The sequence below is a fragment of the Halalkalibacter sp. APA_J-10(15) genome, from assembly GCF_023017105.1.
In the GTDB taxonomy this organism is placed as follows: domain Bacteria; phylum Bacillota; class Bacilli; order Bacillales; family Bacillaceae_D; genus Halalkalibacter.
The window spans coordinates 40,494-60,178 of sequence record NZ_JALKEV010000008.1; the positions used below are offsets into that span (position 1 = coordinate 40,494).

Sequence of the window (19,685 nt, forward strand, 5' to 3'; positions counted from 1 at the left end):
ATGAAAAAAGACTGGGAAATATCGATTATTTTGTTAGAAAAATTATGTCATTTAAAACTTTTTAAAGTATATAAAGACTTAGTAAACGATAATCAATCCTCTCTTTATGAATTAGAGAATCACCTATCTAATAAATACCATAAGCTAAATCAAAAGCTTATAGATATCTTAGTGAAAGCAGGACTTATTATCGTTGAGAAGGGTGAGCTCACACTAAAAAGTTCTGATGAAAAGGATATTAACCTTAAAATAAGTCACTTAGAAAGAGAGTTTCAATCTATACCCAATAATGTATTATATAACCATTTAAACCTATGTAATATCGCTTTTGACAGTATGAAGGATATATTAACTGGTAAAAGGCTAGCCACTGATGTCCTTATACCTGAAGGAAATATTAACTTTATTGAGGGAATATATAAAAATAATGAGATCGCTGATTATTTAAACGAAAAGGTTGCTCAGTCTGTAGAGGCATACATTCAGTCCAACCTCGAATTTCGCAATAAGAGTGAGAAGATAGTTATTCTTGAGTTTGGGGCTGGTACAGGTGGAACAACCAAAAAAGTAATGGAAAAAATATCAACTTATAGTGATCAAATTAAATATATTTATACGGATATTTCAAAGCATTTTACTTACTTAGGTAAAAATCAGTACGGACACTATCAGTTTATGGATTTTACAGTGTTCAATATTGAAAATGATATAGCAGCAGAAAAATTTATGCCTCATTCAGTAGATGTAATGATAGGAGCTAATGTACTTCATGCAACAAAGAATGTGAATGGAACCTTAAAAAATTTGAAAAGTATTATGAAGAAGGATGGTTGGTTAATATTAAATGAATTAACATCTGACTGGGAGTTTGCAATATATACTTTCGGCTTATTAGAAGGATGGTGGCTAAGTGAAGATAAAGAAATCAGGATAGATAAATCACCATTGTTAAGAGGTGAACAGTGGAGAGAGGCACTTACTGCAAACGGTTTCAAAAATATCTCTTCAGTAGGCTTATCCTCTAAAGAAGTTGATTTTTCACAAACATGTATTATTTGTGAGAGTAATGGTAATGTGGAAATAATGGAATCTCCAACAAATAGTGATAGAAAGTTTGTTGAAGAACTCCAAGAGGAACAAGTTTTCACTAATTCTAATGTTGAAAAAAGTAATTTAAGGGAAGAGGTATTAAAAGTCTTTGCAGACATTATTCATGTTAAGGCTGATAAAATCAACTGTGAAACATCATTATGGGATTATGGCATTGATTCGATTTTAATGTCTCAAGTAGTATCTAGAATCAATGCTGTTTTTTCAGTGGATTTAAAAACCTCTGACTTCTTTAAATACACAAATATCAACAAGATTATAGATTATCTATCGCAGAAGGTGAAAGTAGAGGATGTTGAAGAAAAGCTAACGCCAATTAAGCAGAAAACCGACATATTTCAAGAACGTCAGGTGGAGAAGAATAAAGCCCAAGAGGTCGCTGTAATAGGTGTATCTGGTAGGTTTCCAAAAGCGAATAACCTAGAGGCACTTTGGGGAGTCCTAACCATTGGAGAGGATTGCGTGACAACCGTTCCAACAGATAGATGGAAAGTGAAAGAGGGGTATTTTGATAAGTATAATTGTAAAAAAGGTTGTTTTTTAGAGGATGTAGGTCACTTTGATCCGTATTTCTTTAATTTATCGCCAAAACAAGTAGAACTAATGGATCCTAGACAGCGATTAGTGTTGGAGGAGTCTTGGAATGCATTTGAGGACGCGGGCTATAGTAATACACAATTAAAGGGAAAGAATGTAGGGGTATATATTGGTTGTGAGGGAGAGAGTGGATATTTAAAAAATAAATTTAGGGATGAAAATGCACTGGATTCACATTTATTTTTAGGAAGATCAAACTCCATTCTAGCCTCTAGAATTTCATACTTTATGGACCTTAAAGGGCCAAGTATAACCATTGATACAGCTTGTTCCTCCTCTCTTGTGGCAATACATGAAGCTTGCGAAGCGATAAAAAGTGGGACTTGTGATATGGCATTAGCAGGGGGAGTGCAAATCATCCTCGGCCCCAATGACCTTATTCTCTTAGATAGAATGGGGATGCTTTCTAAGGATGCTAAATGCAAAACCTTTGACAATCATGCAGATGGATTTGTTCCAGGGGAAGCAGTTGGGATGATTTTATTAAAACGCTTAGACGAAGCGGTAAGAGACAAAGATAACATCTACGGTGTAATAAAAGGCTCGGATGTAAATCAAGATGGGTTATCCAATGGGATAACAGCACCAAATGTAGATGCTCAAGTTAGCTTAATAAGTAAGGTAAACGATAAATATAATATAGATCCTAAGACAATTAGTTATGTCGAAGCACATGGAACAGGAACAAAACTAGGAGATCCTGTGGAGGTTAAAGCATTAACCGAAGCATATAAAAAACATAATAGTCTCAATAAATTTAAACAATATTGTAAGATTGGTTCAATAAAGACGAACATAGGTCATTGTGGAGCAGCTGCCGGAGTCTCAGGACTAGTAAAGGTTTTGTTGTCTTTAAAAAAGGGATTATTGCCAGCGCATAATCATTATCAGATTGAAAATGCTGAAATAGAGTTTAAGAATACACCCTTCTATGTTAGCCAGGAAACGGAAGCATGGGAGTCCAACTATTATCCATTAAGAAGAGCTTCTGTTAGCTCCTTTGGTCATTCTGGAACCAATTGCTATATGGTTATTGAAGAGTATAAAAAAGAAATAAAGCCTCGTTCAGAAGGAAATTATCCTATTCTTTTGTCTGGGGAGAGTAGTGAAGCATTATTTAGAAAAATTGAACAGTTACATGCCTATATGACTAATAACGAAGATGAGTTAATTGACATAAGCTATACACTTTCTGCAGGAAGAAGTCATTTTGAACATCGTATTGGCCTTATTGTAGATAGTAAAAAGTCATTAATGGATGCTTTAGACAGGTTAAAGAATGGATATGTAGTGGAAAATCTCTTTTATAGTCCTAACTTAGATCTCAAGTTACGTAAGGATTATCAAATAAATAAAGAGGTTGATTTAAAACTAGAAAATCTAATGATGAACTATATTAATAAAGAACAAGTTTACTGGGATGATTATTTCCAAGAACAAGAATGCTATAAAATCTCTTTGCCCACTTATCCATTTAATAAGAAAAGATATTGGGTAAGTGAGTCAGTCCAAGATAACCTTCTCCCTGAGTCTGAAAGTAAACAAGAGTTTTACAGATTAGTAACTATTAATGAACAAGATACGAATTCTTCAGTGAAGAAATTTCATGTGGATTTAAAGCAAGATGAGTTTTATTTTTGTGAGCATCTTGTAGATGATAGAGAGATATTACCTGGAGTAGGATATTTGGAAATTAGTCAGAAAGCTTTAGAACAGTGGAAAAAAATAAAGGGAAATGTGATTAGTAATGTTGTATTTAAATCCCCAATAGAATTTGATAAGAACACAAAGATCTATATCACCTTATCTGAGCATGAGCATTATTATGATTTCTTCATTAGCACAATGAAGGATGAAACTGAACATGAATTTATTCATGTTCAAGGTAGGTTAAAAAGAGAAAACATTAGTCAAGCAAAGCCTATTGATATTGAAGAGAAAAAAAAGAAATTATCACAAGTGAATAATGCAAGTATGTATTACGAAGATATCAAAGATTTAGGCTTAAATTTAGGAGAAAGCTTTAGGGTAATTAAGAATATCTACACAAATTATAGAGATGAAGCTTTATCAGAGTTACAAATACCTACAATAAGAAAAAAGGACTTTTCTCAAATGAGGCTTCATACTTCTATAATAGATGGAGCTTTACAAGGTATTGTTGCATTACTAAAAAATGAAATTGAAAGTCTTAATATTCCGTTTTTTATTTCCAAGGTTGAGATTTATGGGGAACTTGAACAAGAAGGATATTCCCTTATTGAGAGGATAAAGAACAATGATAATAGTATTCGGAGTTTTAATATACAAATCTTAAATAAAAAAGGAGAGGTATTATTAAAGATAAGTGGAATTTTAGCTAGGCCATATCAAAGAAGCTTAAAACAAGAGGCCTTTAAAAAAGAGAGTCGAAATATTCACTATTTTACTCCAGTCTTAAAGGAAAGTAATTTTGACACACGTTATTTAAATAATGAAGGATATTATTTAGTAATAATTGATGGCGAAAATGAGTTTACCAACTCCATTGCTCATTGTGTTAAAGACATTTCGAAGGGTAACTATAGCATTATCTCCGAAGGAAACCGTAATCCTTCTGGAGATGATCAAGACATGCATACTCGTACACTGCCTAGAGAATATAAATCAGTGTTAGAGAGAGTAAGAGATATAGGAATACAAAATTTGAATATTATTTATCTTAGTAGTAAACGAACCAATCTTGAAGACAGTAAGGCCACTAGTTTTTATAACTACTACGACATATTAAAGGAACTAAATCTTAATAGCAGCAATTTAACTATTAGAATCAAGCATTTTTTCAAGGAAGATAATAACCGTGATGTATCGAATAGAGCTTTAGTAGGGCTATTTTCAACTCTTGAAAGAGAGTATAAAGATCTTGATTGTAAACTTATAGCCTTACGTAATGTGAATATGAAAGATAGTCAGGTAATTAACAATATTAAAAACGAACTATTATACTGCCAATCAGGAAGTGAAATAGAAGTATATTATGATAATTATGTTAGAAAAACGCCTAAGTGGAAACGAATCATGGATGAGGATACAACGATTAGATTTAGAAAGAATGCTTTCTATTTAATAACGGGTGGCAGTAAAGGAGTCGGATATAATCTAGCAAAAAAAATTGTAGAAACGTATGGAGCAAACGTCATCTTGTTAGGTAGATCAAATTTTGATCATGAGTTGGAGAAAAAAATTAATAAAATAAAGATAAATCAATCTATCGTAGAATATATGAAATGTGATATTTCTAACGAGGAACAAGTGAGCTTGATATCAGATCGAATCAAATCAAAAGGATATCAGATAAATGGTATATTACATTCCGCAGGTAATGTTCATGATGCATTATTCATGAAGAAGGATGAGGCGGGAATACAAGGTGTTCTAAGGCCTAAAATAGATGGAACCATCTTAATTGATAAATATTTCTCTAATCAAAACTTAGAGTTTTTTATTTTGTTTTCATCTTTAACCTCTGTTGTAGGGAATATCGGACAAACTGACTATGGCTATGCAAATAGTTTCATGGATCACTATAGTAGCTATAGGAGAGAAAAAGGTTTGCCTGGAAATACAGTATCAATTAATTGGCCTCTTTGGGATTGTGGTGGTATGAAGTTAGGAAATGGAAACAGTAGTTATATCCTGAAACTTACTGGTATGGAGCCAATGTCAGTAGACGAAGGATTAAAAGCCATACAAGTAGCTCAAAATTGTAACAGCGGTCAAGTGATAGTATTTAAAGGAGACAGCAACCAACTATTTGAATACATGGCTACTAAGAAAAAAGAAAGAAGAATAAGCAAGAACAAGAGTAGATCACTTAATAGGGAAATACAAAAGGAGATAAAAAAGGCAATTAGTAAGGTCATGAAAATGAATGAGGCAGACATAAATATCGAGAAAAAATTTAATCAATATGGATTTGACTCTATTACCTTTACTGAATTGACTAATGAATTAGTGGACAATTTCCACTTAAATATTACACCGGCATTATTTTTTGAATATTCAGTCATAAAGGATTTCATTGCTTATGTAGAACAATATTTCGGAGATAAATTTAACATGGAAGAGTATGTGGAAGAAGTTGAGGTTATGGTTGAAAAAGAAGGGGGAGAACCAGAAACCCTACATTCTATCAACACAGAACCTATCTTGAACAACCCAATAGAACTGATAAAAGAATCATCTAAAGAACCAATCGCTATCATTGGTATGGATGCAATATTCCCTGGTGCTCATAACCTCAGCGAATATTGGAATAATCTAATTAATAATAAGATTAGTATCACAGAAATTCCTCATGACCGTTGGGATTGGAAGGAATATTATGGAGATCCCCTTATTGAAGATAACACAATGAATAATGTCTGGGGTGGATTTATTAATTATATAAATGAATTTGATGCGAAATTTTTTAAAATTTCTCCAAAAGAGGCAAAGTTAATGGATCCACAACAACGATTGTTCTTACAAACATCATGGAGAGTGTTGGAGGATGGTGGATACAAACCAGAAAAATTGAAGGGACAGAATGTTGGGGTTTTTGTAGGGGTATCTGGGATGGATTATAATGAATTGCTAAAAGAGGCTGGAGTAGAAATAGATGCCTATACAGCTACTGGAAATTCTCATGCCATGATAGCAAACAAGGTTTCCTATCTTTTAGATTTTAGAGGGCCAAGTGAGGCTATCGATACAGCTTGCTCTAGCTCTCTTATTGCTATGAATAAAGCAATAAAATCGATTAGGAATGGAGAGTGTGATTTGGCCATTGCTGGTGGCGTAAATGCTATCTTGAGTCCTACCGTTCATATCTCCTTTAGTAAAGCAGGCATGCTGTCAAAAAGTAATGAGTGTAGAGTTTTTGATAAAGAGGCAAATGGATATATAAGAGGAGAAGGGGTCGGAGCTGTTTTACTTAAGCCTTTAAGTAAGGCTTTAGAGGATGGGGATCACATCTATGCTTTGATTAAAGGTGCGGCGGAAAATCATGGAGGCCATACGAATACAATCACATCACCCAATCCAAATGCTCAAGCAGATGTCATTTTAAAAGCATGCAATGATGCAGGAGTAGATTTCGATACTCTCACTTATATTGAGGCACATGGAACAGGTACTAAATTAGGTGACTCAGTAGAAATGAATGGATTGGTAAAAGCCTTTAAGGAATCAAATGGAAAAATTGATCAAGGACGATACTGTGCAATCGGTAGCGTTAAGGTAAATATTGGACACTTGGAGTCTGCTGCGGGAATTGCAGGAGTAATTAAGGTTGTATTGGCTATGAAAAACAAGAAAATACCAGGTAATTCAAGACTAGAAGTGCTTAATCCTTACTTTAACCTAAAAGGTACAAATTATAGACTTCCTCAGGATAGCATGGCATGGGAACCTATTAAGGAGCAGGGTGAAAACTTTCCGAGAAGGGCTGGGATAAGTTCATTTGGTTTTGGTGGTAGCAATGCCCATGTCATATTGGAGGAATATGTTGAGAAGGAGCAAATTCCAAATGAAGTGACGCATCGTGAGGAAATGATTATTCTCTCTGCTAAAACGGAAGAACGATTACTTCAGTATGCTAAAGACATGTTACATTATATGAATGATATGGAAAAAGAGTCTAACACAGTATTGGAGAATAGAGATATAAGCGTTTCTGAAGTTATGGAGGTATTCTCTAAGGAACTATTTGTTGATAGCCAGAACTTGGAGTTAACTGACAGGTTACAAGACCTTGGAATAGACGCCATAAAATATAGAAGAATAGTAAAGTATTTAGAAGGTACCTTTGAATTAGATACTGACCTTAGATTTTACGATGGCAATAAAACACTTCAAGAATTTATTGAAGGAGTAAGGAAACAAATCAGTCCATTGTTAATAGAGAAAGATAAGGGAGTATTATTGAGTGATATTGCTTATACACTGCAAGTTGGTAGGGTAGAGATGGAGAGTAGATTAGCTTTTATAGCAAGGGATAAAGTGGAGGTGAAACAGAAGCTCACCAATTTTATAAATAACATTAAAGAAGAAAGAATGTATACAGGACATGCTTCGAACTCACTCGTTGAAGAATTAATGGAAAAAGAAGACACTAGTGAGTTAATAAATATATTAGCAAAAAAGAAGAAGTATGATAGCCTTCTAAAGCTTTGGGTCAATGGTACAGAAATAAAGTGGGAATCAATAAGAGAGGATAAAAGAAAAAAAGTACCTCTTCCAAAATACCCATTTGCAAATGAGATTTACTGGTTTAATAGGATACCAAAGAAAGGAAATATTAAGGCAATTAGCAGCATAGGAACGATGGTAGACGGAATCGACCATGAAGCCCCGATGGAGATGGGACACCTCGTTTATAAGAAGCTGTTCAAAGCATCAGATTATATATTGAGAGATCATACGATTAATGGAAAATGTGTTCTTCCTGGAGTAGGGCACCTGGAAAGTATCTGTCAAATAGCAAGGACAATACTAAAAGAGGATACCTTTGATGTAAAAATTCAATGGTTAGCACCGATTGTGGTTAATAACAAACTAGAAATCCTGATTTATGTAAGCAAAACTCAAGACGGCTTAAAGTTTACATTAGTATCTAAAGGGACTAAAGAGGTGACTCATTCTGAGGCTTTCGTTAGTCGACAGGTCAAAAGAAAGCAAAGAGGAAAGGTGGATATAGAAAAACTAAAATCCAACTATTCAAAATTAATTCTTAAGGATGATTTTTATGAGTCCTTTAGGAAGACTAGTGTAACTCATGGGCTTTATTGTCAATCCTTAGAAAGGTTGTACTGTGGTGAAAATGGGACTAGCCTATGCAAGTTTAGGCTACCTCCAGAGCTTGATCATGAGTATAGTCAATATCTTTTACATCCAACCCTAATGGATGGCGCTTTACAAGCTACAGTAGGGGTAACAGAGCAACTATTTGCAAATGAACATTTACCCAAAGTTCCATTCTCAATTGAAAAAATAAGCATATTCTCAAAGGTACCTAAAGAGGGGTATTCATTTGTTCAAAAGAGGGGAAAGGATAGGTTTGATTTAACAGTCACAGATATAGAGGGGAATATCGTCTTGGAAATACAGGAAATGGCCTCAAGAGAATTGAAACTTAATCAACAAACAAAACAGGCTACCAAGATAATTAAGAACAATAAAGAGACTGAGATCTATCAGATGGAATGGATAAAGTTTCAGAACGAAGCCTTTGAGGAAGATTACTCGAGAAAAACGCTCATCATTTATACAGAAGATAGTAGAAAAATAGAGAATGATTTAATGGCGCTCTATCCAAATGCAATCGGAGTGCTACTAAGTAATACATTTATGAGAATATCCGATAAGGAATATACAATCGATGCTAATGATCAAGGGGCATTTCAAAAATTACTCTCAAAATTAGTTGACGTTGACACTATTTACTATCTAGCATTAGAGGAATTAGAGGGCCAAGTAGATGTTTTAAGTCTCGAGTCTGTAAAAAACAGAGGGGTATTAGGTCTTTTTAGACTAGTAAAAAGTTTAGATGATACTGGAGCAGCAGATAAAAAAATTAACCTTAAGGTTATTACAAACAATACTCATTCATTACAAGGAGAAAGAATAATTCCATATGGTTCTAGTGTCCAAGGCTTGATTAAATCAATCGCAAAGGAATTTAGCAATTGGAATGTTATCAATATTGACTTAGACATTGATGACATCGAAAATACTTCGGTAGTAGATTTAACATTAAGTTTACCAGATCACAATAATAAAGAGATTGTATTACGAGATCACCAGAGGTATACCTATAACTTAGTACCAAAAATTCTTAAAGACAACCATTCGTTGAGCTTCAAAAAGCATGGGGTGTACTTGATTATAGGTGGTGGCCAAGGAGTTGGTTATGAGCTGGCTAAGTATTTGAGTAGGTCGTATCAAGCTCGAATCTTTTTAGTAGGTAGGCGAAAAATTAACGGAGATATTAAAGAAAAGCTACTGACTCTTACAAACCTTGGCGGTAATGGTGAATATATTCAATGTGATATTAATAATCATGAAGATGTAAGAAAGTTAAAAGAGAAAATTAATATCCCTTTAAATGGAATCATTCACTCAGCTTTAGTATTAAAGGATGCCTTAATAAAAAAATCTGATGAAAACATAGTTAAGGAAGTAATCGCACCAAAGTTAGATGGATCAGTTATCCTTTGGGATGTTTTCAAGAGAGAGAAGCTAGATTTTATGATGTTTTTCTCATCTTTTCAGTCTTTTTCAGGAAGCTTAGGGCAATCTAGTTATACAGCAGCTTGTTCGTTTAAAGATACTTTTGCTAAATATGTTGGAATTGAGACCGACACAAAAATTAAGATTATTAATTGGGGATATTTTAGTGATGTAGGCGTGGTTGCATCTGAACAGTATAAGAAAAGCTTACATTCTAAAGGTGTGTACTCCATTGATCTTGGAGAAGCTTTTTCTATTATTGAAAGCTTTTTGAAGGATGATGCCTCTCAAATCATTGCCGTAAAATTTGATAGGAAGATAATAGAGGAATTTAATAGTCAAACGTTGGTATCAACAGGCAATACCTTATTAGAAGAATATCAAGCTATTAACAGTCTATCAGAAGTTGCATTAGTGTCGATACTTGACGAATTAGGTTTATTAGAAGCTTTACTAACTCAGAAGCAATTAAAAAAGGATATGATCAGAATCCCTCTATCTACTAGATATACTAGACTTATTAACGAATTGATTAGCTACAGCAATTTGAACAAGAGTCTCTTAGTCAGATGGGCAGAACAAGTCAAGCAGAATAAAGATTTATTAACAATGGTATCGAGCCAATACTCTAAAAAGTACCCAAGTATTATGCCATATGTAACATTGCTTCATGAGTGTGTTAAAAATTATATTGGAGTATTAAAAGGAGAACTTTTAGCTACAGATATCATGTTTCCAGAAGCTTCATTAAGGTATGTGGAAAATCTATATAAAAATAACAACATTGCAGATTATTATAATGAGCTAGTTGCTTCTCAAGTGAAAGAATTTATTAAACTTAACCCAAATAAAAAAGTACGAATATTAGAAATAGGAGCAGGTACAGGTGGAACGAGTGAAAAGGTATTAAAAGAAATTAATAGGTTTGGTGATCGAATTAGCTATTACTATACTGACGTCTCTATCCGTTTCTTACAACATGCTAGCAAGCAATTTGCTAATTACAATCACTTTGTTCGATATCAAATCTTAGATATTGAGAAGAATGCAGAAATACAAACACTTCAACAATCATTTGATCTAATCATCGCCACTAATGTTATCCATGCTACCAAAAATATTTCTACTACTTTAGGGAATATTCGTACTTTGTTAAAAGCAGAAGGAAAGCTGTTATTGAATGAAACAGTTGAAAAAAGTTTATATCTAACATTGACATTCGGATTAGTTGATGGATGGTGGCTATTTAATGATGAGAACGTGAGGGTAAGTGGTTCACCATTATTAAAATACGATAAATGGGTAGATTTGTTAAAGGAACAGCAAATATTCGTATCAAATACAAATAGTCACCATCTGCCTTTAGGTCAAAGAATTATTTATGGAACAAAATATGTAGATGAAAATTTGAAGCTTCATTCAGATATCATTAATAACAGCAATACTCCAAAGGCTATTAATAAAGTAAATGATATCCTTTTAGAAACCATTTCTAGTACATTAGAGATTGAAGAGGTTGATGAGAAAAAGCCCTTTGTGGATTTAGGGATAGATTCGATACTCTCTATTCAGCTTATTAATACTTTGAATCACAAATTGGGTATCAACTTAAGAAGTACTTTATTCTTCGATTACACTAATATTAGTGAGTTGTCTGATTATATAGAAAATGAATATGGTGACGAATTGATGTTACAAGATACTGAGCAGCATACTACTAAAGATACCAAACACAACATTGTTCAGCATATTAGACAGCAGGAAGTAGAGCATCAAGGTGGAGAACAGCATGTAGTAGAACAGTTAAAGAAGACGCTAGTTACACTCATTTCGGAAACACTTGAATTAGATACCGAAATAAATGAAAATGAATCCTTCTTTGATAACGGAATTGATTCTATTGTTGGTGTAGAGATAATAAAGAAGATAAACAGGGAATTAGGGTTAAATCTACGAAGCACGATCCTATTTGATTATAGTGACATAAATAGTTTAGTAGACTACATTATTCATTCAAGTGAATACCAAGTCCAGTATGTAAGTGAGCATCCGGCCGAAATGGAAAGGAGCTTAAAAGTAGAAAATCATAGCTTAGTCATTGAAGATAAGGATCAAGAAGATTCATATTTGTTAGACATATTCAAACAATTATATGATGGTCATTTAGAAATAGAAGAAGTAGATGAGCTAATGGAGGGTGTTTATGGGACAAAGAATTGATCGGAAAGCGATACTCAAAATGGTTAAGTCGGGACATATTAACCCAGAAGAAGCCTTACATTTACTAAAAAGAAATAGTAGTAATTCATTAGGGATTGCTATTATTGGAATGTCCGGGAGATTTCCTGGAGCAAAAAATACAACTGAATTTTGGGATAATATTTCTTCAGGGAAGGATTGCATTACGGAAGTTCCTAAGGATAGATGGGATGTAGATGATTATTATGAAGAAAACACAAAAGATTTAAGGAAAACTTATAGTAAATGGGGAGGTTTTTTAAACGATATTGAGAAGTTTGATTCGCTATTTTTTAATATCTCTGGGAAGGAGGCTGAATTGACGGATCCTCAACAACGATTATTTTTGGAAGAATGTTGGAATACGCTAGAGGATGCTGGTTATGCAAATGAGAGTATAGCAAACAGTAATGTTGGGGTTTATGTAGGGGTGAATGGTTCAGGAGATTATATGAGGAATATAGAAGATGCTGGAGTACCTTTTGAACCTCAATCATTTTGGGGGAATGACAGTTCCATTATCCCTTCTAGAATTTCGTATTTATTAAACTTAAAGGGACCTACTCTTGCTATTAATACGGCTTGTTCTTCTTCTCTTGTAGCTTTGCATGTCGCTTGTAGAAGTATTATCAATAATGATTGTGATATGGCTTTGGTTGGAGGGGTATATTTATCAGCCCTTCCGAAATTTTATATTATTGCAAGTAATGCGGCTATGCTATCTCCTGACGGAAAGTGTCGAGCTTTTGATGATAAAGCGAACGGATTTGTTCCAGGGGAGGCTTGTGGAGCCGTATTAATCAAACCGTTAGAAAAAGCCATAGAAGATGGAGATAACATCTATGGAGTGATCGAGGCAACTGGATTAAATCAGGATGGGAGAACAAATGGGATCACTGCCCCAAGTTCTCAATCTCAGTATGAATTAGAATACGATTTATATAAAAAGTCAAATATTAATCCAGAAGAAATTACCTATATAGAAACACATGGAACGGGAACTAAGCTTGGAGATCCAATAGAATTTGAAGCATTGAAAAAAGCATTTCAGAAGTTTACAGATAAAAAAGAATACTGTGCTTTAGGCTCAGTAAAAAATAATATTGGGCATACAGCAAATGCTGCTGGTATTTCAAGTTTAATAAAGGTCCTACTCTGTTTAAAACATAAAAAAGTCCCACCACACATCTATTTTACGGAAGAAAATAAATTAATTGATATCAAAAACTCACCCTTCTATATTAATAAAAAGCTTAATACTTGGAAGGGGAGTGAAAATGGAAAACGAATAGCAGCCATAAGCTCTTTTGGATTTAGTGGGACAAATTCCCATGTGATTATTCAGGAAGCACCACCTATGGCTGAAAGAGTAGTGAAAAGGGGATTGACATTCCCTTTTCTTTTTTCGGCCAAAACAGAGTCTGCTGTAGTTGAATACCTCAGCCAGTTTTACTATTGGATTAACGAAAATAAAGAAGAGTACACAATACAAGATATTTCCTATACCCTTTGCATTAGAAGACAGCAATATAAAAATAAAATAGCTTTTTGGGCAAAAAATATAGACGATCTCACTCTAAAATTAAAAAAATATATAGAAGGTAATGGAATTTCTTTTGATATACAAGAGGATATGGAAACATATCTTAAAGGGCAAAAGGTTGATTTTTCTAGTTTTTTCAAACAATTACGTTGTTATAATGTACCGTTACCTACTTATGCGTTTCAAAAAGACGTTTTTTGGGTTAAGGAAGAAGAAGTGAACAATAAAAGTGAAAATCTTATGATGAATAGATTTGATTACAGTGGCCAAGAAGCTTTTATTAGAGAGCATGTAATAGAAGAAAATAAAGTATTTCCTTTTGCAGGCTATATTTTTGAACTATTAGAGAAAATGGAGAAAAACTATAAGGATTATAATACCATTCAAAATATGGCTGTAGAAAGAGTACTAAAAGTAGTTGAGCCTATGCAATTACAGTTTAGTATGGAAGCAAGAGAAAATGATTACAAATGTAATTTTAAAAATGATCGTAATGAAACTTATTGTAGTGGGATTATTACAAGGAAAAATATTGAAGAGGAAAAGTATGATATTAAAGCCCTTGTCGAGCGTTTATCTTCCGTTCTTTCAAAAGAGGAGTGCTATAAACAATTTGAGAAAAGTGGCATGAACTACGGAGTGAATTTCCAATTAATTGAAAATATATATTATAACGATCATAGTTCACTAGCCTATATTAATGGTAGTCATTTAAATGTTAAGGAAAACAAAAAAGAATATGGGCCGATCCTGATCGACGCAATGCTCCAATCTGTTTTAGGAGTAATGATAAACAAGCATGAAAACTCAATGAAGCTACCCTTTGCAATTAATGAAATATTGGTTCATCGCAGTATACCTACTTCTTTCTATGCATATTGCCAGAAAGAACAGAAAACTGGGAAGCATTCTATAACTATATTGGACCTAGATGGAGTGGTCCTTCTATCTATTTTAGGCTTGACAATTAGAGAATCCGCAACCTCTAAAAAGGTAGAAACGACAGAAAAGGGGTTGGAAGCAAAGAACATAAATTCTATGAATTCTTTAGAAAATTTGTTAATCAAGGTTCTCAGTGAAGAAAGCAAGATTAGCGCGGATAAAATTGACGTAAATCAAACCTTTGATGCCTATGGCTTGGACTCGTTAATTATGTTGAATATAATCAATCAACTAGAAGTGTATTTTAGAGACTTATCGAAAACTCTTTTGTTTGAGAATAATTCCATTTCTGAATTGAAGCAGTATCTGAAGGAACATTATCCAAAGGAAGTAAATGCACTCAATCATTCAGCTAATGAAAGCGGAATAAAAAACGTAGAGAGCCCAAACGATAAAGGTTTGGTTGAAGGTGATGATCAGCTAGGAACTACATATGACAAAGAGAGTATAGAGGAAGAATTTGCAATTATAGGATTGAGCGGGAAATATCCCAAAAGTAAAGATGTATATGAACTGTGGGAGAATTTAGTTAATGGAAGGGATTGTATTGAAGAAGTTCCTCAAGAACGCTGGAATCCTGACATGTTTGAAGGTGTAAATCAGGGCAAGGAGACATTTTCAAGTTGGGGTGGTTTTATTGAGGATGTTGATAAGTTTGACCCATTATTCTTTAATATATCACCTAAAGAGGCAGAGTTAATGGATCCCCAAGAACGACTGTTCCTTGAAACTGCGTGGAACACATTTGAAGATGCAGGCTATACGAGGGATATGATACAAAAGAACAATAAAGTTGGTGTGTATGTAGGAGTAATGTATGGCCATTATCAACTGTTTTCAAATCACAATAAAGAAAAAGGTGATCTTGTTGCAGCATCCTCATCTTATGCTACTGTTGCCAACAGAGTGTCCTATTATTTAAACCTATCAGGTCCTAGCATGGCAATAGATTCCATGTGCTCTTCATCACTAACAGCCTTACACTTAGGAGTGAAGAGTTTAAGAGATCGAGAGTGTAATATGGTACTAGTAGGTGGTGTAAACCTTTCACTACATCCTACGAAATATGTCTTTTTAGCTCAGGGCAAATTTGCATCCTCAGAAGGTAGATGTAAAAGTTTTGGCGTTGATGGGGATGGCTATGTTCCTGGTGAAGGAGTGGGAGCCATCTTAATTAAACGATTGGCAGATGCGGTCAATGATGGAGATCATATTTATGGAGTAATTAAAGGCTCTTCCATAAACCACGGGGGAAAGACTAGTGGCTACACAGTGCCCAACCCTAAAGCTCAAGAAATGGTAATAAAAGATGCTATTGGTAATTCGGGTGTGGATCTTCAAACAATAAATTATATTGAGGCACACGGAACTGGAACATCTCTTGGAGATCCTATAGAAGTAAATGGATTATCCAGAGCTTTTGGCAGAGAAACAATGGAACCTTGCTATTTAGGTTCAGTTAAATCTAATGTAGGTCACTTAGAGTCTGCTGCTGGAATCATCGCAATAACAAAAGTATTACTACAGCTGAAATATAAAAAACTAGTTCCATCTCTTCATTCAGAAGTGGCAAATCCGGATCTAAAGTTAGAAAACACAAGATTTAGGCTATCCCATAAGTATTGCACCTGGGAAGCAGTGGAAATCGACGAAAAAAAATATCCATTAACAGCTGGAGTTAGTTCTTTTGGAGCGGGAGGTTCAAATGCTCATGTAATTATTCAAGAATACCCAATACATTCACAAAACAAGAATGAGCAGAGAAATATTGATAATGTATTCGTTTTTTCAGCAAAGAAAGAAGCATCATTAAGAAACTATCTTGGCGAATTTAAAAAGTTTATACAAAGAGAAAATATAAAGGAAATTGATTTACCTAATATAGCCTATACATTGCAGACTGGTAGGGAAGTATTTGATGTTCGTGCAGCTATCGTTTGCAATAGTGTAACTGGCTTATTGGAGAGCATAGACGGACTTCTTAGTGACACTTTAGAAGGGAAGCTATACATTCAGAAAGAATTATCCAACACAGCGGAAAGAATGCAGAACATAGCAGAGCTAGTGGCTGTCGCGAAAAAATGGATTCATGAGTCATCTGTAGATTGGAGTATGCTAGAAAGTCGAGGAACAGCTAGAAGGATTCCCTTACCTACTTACTATTATGACAGGAAGAGATATTGGGTGTCAGTAGAAGAAGAGAACACTGAAAATATGAAATCTGATTCCATTATGATAGATGAGAATATATCTAATCTAGAAGAGATAGCTTTTATTAAAAAACTACAAGAAAATCAATCATATGTAAAAAATCATAAGGTTGATAACAAAAACATTCTTGCCGGAGCATTAATGATTGAAATGATGAGTAGAGCTGCGAAATTAGCTTCAAAGGCGAGGTATTTAAAACTACAAGAGGTATTATGGAACAAGGCAATCGAAGTGGAGAAAAGTAAACTCATAAAAGTAACACTTTGTAAAAAAGAAGAAAATGTTGTTACTGCCTCTCTATATGAGAGTACAAATTTGGATAAGGTTGTTTGTCAATCCACCATATTATTGTCTAATCAAGAACAAAGTAATAATAGAAGGATAGAAATTCAAAAATTATTAAAAAATAGTCAACAAATGATTTTACATGACGAAATTTATGATCAGTTCAGCCAAATGGGTTTAACGTATAACAATGAGTTCAAGTCTGTAAAACAGGTGTATATCCAAGATGAAATTTCAATCGCTCATATCATCTATCAAGGGATTGAAGAGAGCTATGAAATTCATCCTTTTATATTTGATGCAGCATTGCAATCAGTTATTGGCTTAAATATACAAAATAGAAAAGAACACGTGGAAATACCCTATAGGATCGATGAGATTGAGATTTATGGGCAGCTTTCTAGGGAATGTTATGCTCTTGCTGAGCGAGATCCGAAGCAAGAAAAATATAATATTACAGTTATAGACCTTCAAGGAAATATCCAAATGCTAATTAAGGGTTTAACTGTGGAGAAAATAAAGAGTTCCCAAAAATTGCTCATGTATAAAAAGAACTGGATTAAAAAAGAGATTGTTGAACAGGGAAATGATTTAAATCATATTCTCTTATTTGATACCGATCAAGATTTATTTAACGAAATGAAAGCACGGCAGAAGGTTACTCTTGTTAAACCAGATATACGCTATTTAAGAGCAGCAGAAGATATTTATCATATTAATCCAGCAGATAAAGAAGATTTTACTAAACTGCTTAATGAGTTGAAGCAATCTGGTAGATGTAGTGGAAATGTTGTGTTTAACTGGTATAAAGAGGAAGCACATGTTGAAACAAGCCTAGAGCTCTCCATCTATTCTATTCTATGGTGGTTACAATCCGTCTCTATAACACAAAAAATTAAACTACTCAGTATTTTGAAGGGGGAAAATCCGGTTTATTTAGGTCTAAGTGGATTGTTTAAATCTCTGCAAAAAGAAAATAACAAAATAGAAGGAAAAGTAATTCACTTAAATCATCAACAGATTGAGGCTAATCATTTACTAGATATAGTAAGGAAAGAGTTAAATGACACGAATCAGAAGCATGTAGAAATTAAATATAGTGGCAATCAAAGATTTGTTAAAGTGTTAAACAAATTAGATCTTTCCTTAGTGCAAATGAAAGTAAATTATACACCTAATGGTTGTTATATCATTACTGGTGGTTCGGGAAAACTGGGGTTATTATTTGCTGAATATTTGGCTAAGAAGTCGCAAGGTCATGTAGTTTTATTAGGGAGATCTAAGTTAAATGAGAGTAGGAAGAATGCTATTCATCGTCTAAAGGATTTTGGTTTACATGTAGATTATTACAAGGTTGATATCACAAATAGGGATGAATTAAAAGCGATATTAGGGTCAATAAGAAGAAATATTGGAGAGATAAAAGGTGTTATACATGCTGCAGGTACAGTAAGGGACTCATTATATATGAAGAAAACAAAGGAAGGTATCGATGCAGTAATCTCTCCAAAAGTGAAGGGTACGATGAATCTTGATGTGCTAACACAGTACGATAAACTACATTTTTTTGTAATGTTTTCTTCACTAAGTGGTGAAGTAGGAAATGTAGGACAAACAGATTATGCATTTGGTAACTCTTTCTTAGATAGTTTTAGCCATAGAAGAAATGAATATGTTTCTTTAGGTGAAAGATTTGGAAAGACAATTTCTATTAATTGGCCATTATGGAAAAACGGAGGAATGAATCTACAGCCAGATCTCCTAAAAAAGGTAGAAGAAGAGCAGGGGATGGTGGGTTTATCTAATAGAAATGGATTACTATCTTTTGAGTATGCACTAACATCAAATGAAAAGGATGTAGTGGTAATCGAAGGGAATGAAGAAAAATTAGATAGTATCCTATTAGAAAAGCCAAAAAATAAGCTATTGAGGCAGAATGAGGAAGTAGAATTAAGTAAAAAATTAAGAGATGATTTGCAGAACTATCTAATAAAACTTGTTTGTGGTGAAATAAAATTAGATATCGAAGATTTTTCTATTCACCATAACTTTGAAACATACGGGGTAGATTCGGTCGTAATTATGAATCTTACTTCAGAACTAGAGATAATCTTTGGTGAATTGCCTAAAACGCTCTTCTTTGAATATACAAGTGTAAAAAAATTAACTGATTATTTCTTAATAAGCTATCCGCATGAGATAAAGGAATACTTTGGTAACTCTGTGATTGGGAATAGTGATAAGGGGATTGAAAGCCATATGCATGAGTCAGAAAACATTACCTTCACAACGAATATGGTAGAAGAGCCAACGACAAGTCAATCTCAGAATGACATAGCCATTATTGGAATAGATGGTGTCTATCCACAAGCGGACAACCTAAATCAATTTTGGCAAAATTTAAAAGAAGGGAAGCATTGTGTGACAGAGATCCCTAAAGATAGGTGGGATAATGGAAAATTTTTCAATGAAGAACAAGGTAGTATTATTTATTGTAATCATGGCGGCT

Annotated in this window: 2 protein-coding genes (1 of these 2 only partly in view); both read left to right on the forward strand. The window is 33.9% G+C overall.

The genetic code is table 11. The annotated features are described in order from the left end of the window. The gene (locus MW695_RS10935) at positions 1-12,177 is read left to right on the forward strand and encodes an SDR family NAD(P)-dependent oxidoreductase (RefSeq protein ID WP_247105352.1); all 12,177 of its coding nucleotides are present in this window, start codon (positions 1-3) and stop codon (positions 12,175-12,177) included. Then, positions 12,161-19,685, forward strand: the beginning of a protein-coding gene (locus MW695_RS10940) for an SDR family NAD(P)-dependent oxidoreductase (protein ID WP_247105353.1). 8,048 nt of this gene lie beyond the right edge of the window; only the first 7,525 of its 15,573 coding nucleotides appear in the window; its start codon is at positions 12,161-12,163; its stop codon lies beyond the right edge, outside the window. Before MW695_RS10935 ends, MW695_RS10940 begins: the two co-directional genes overlap by 17 nt.

Excerpts from the sequence above, each read along its gene's own strand:
- MW695_RS10935 (WP_247105352.1), top strand. The coding sequence starts at position 1 with ATGAAAAAAGACTGGGAAATATCGATTATTTTGTTAGAAAAATTATGT.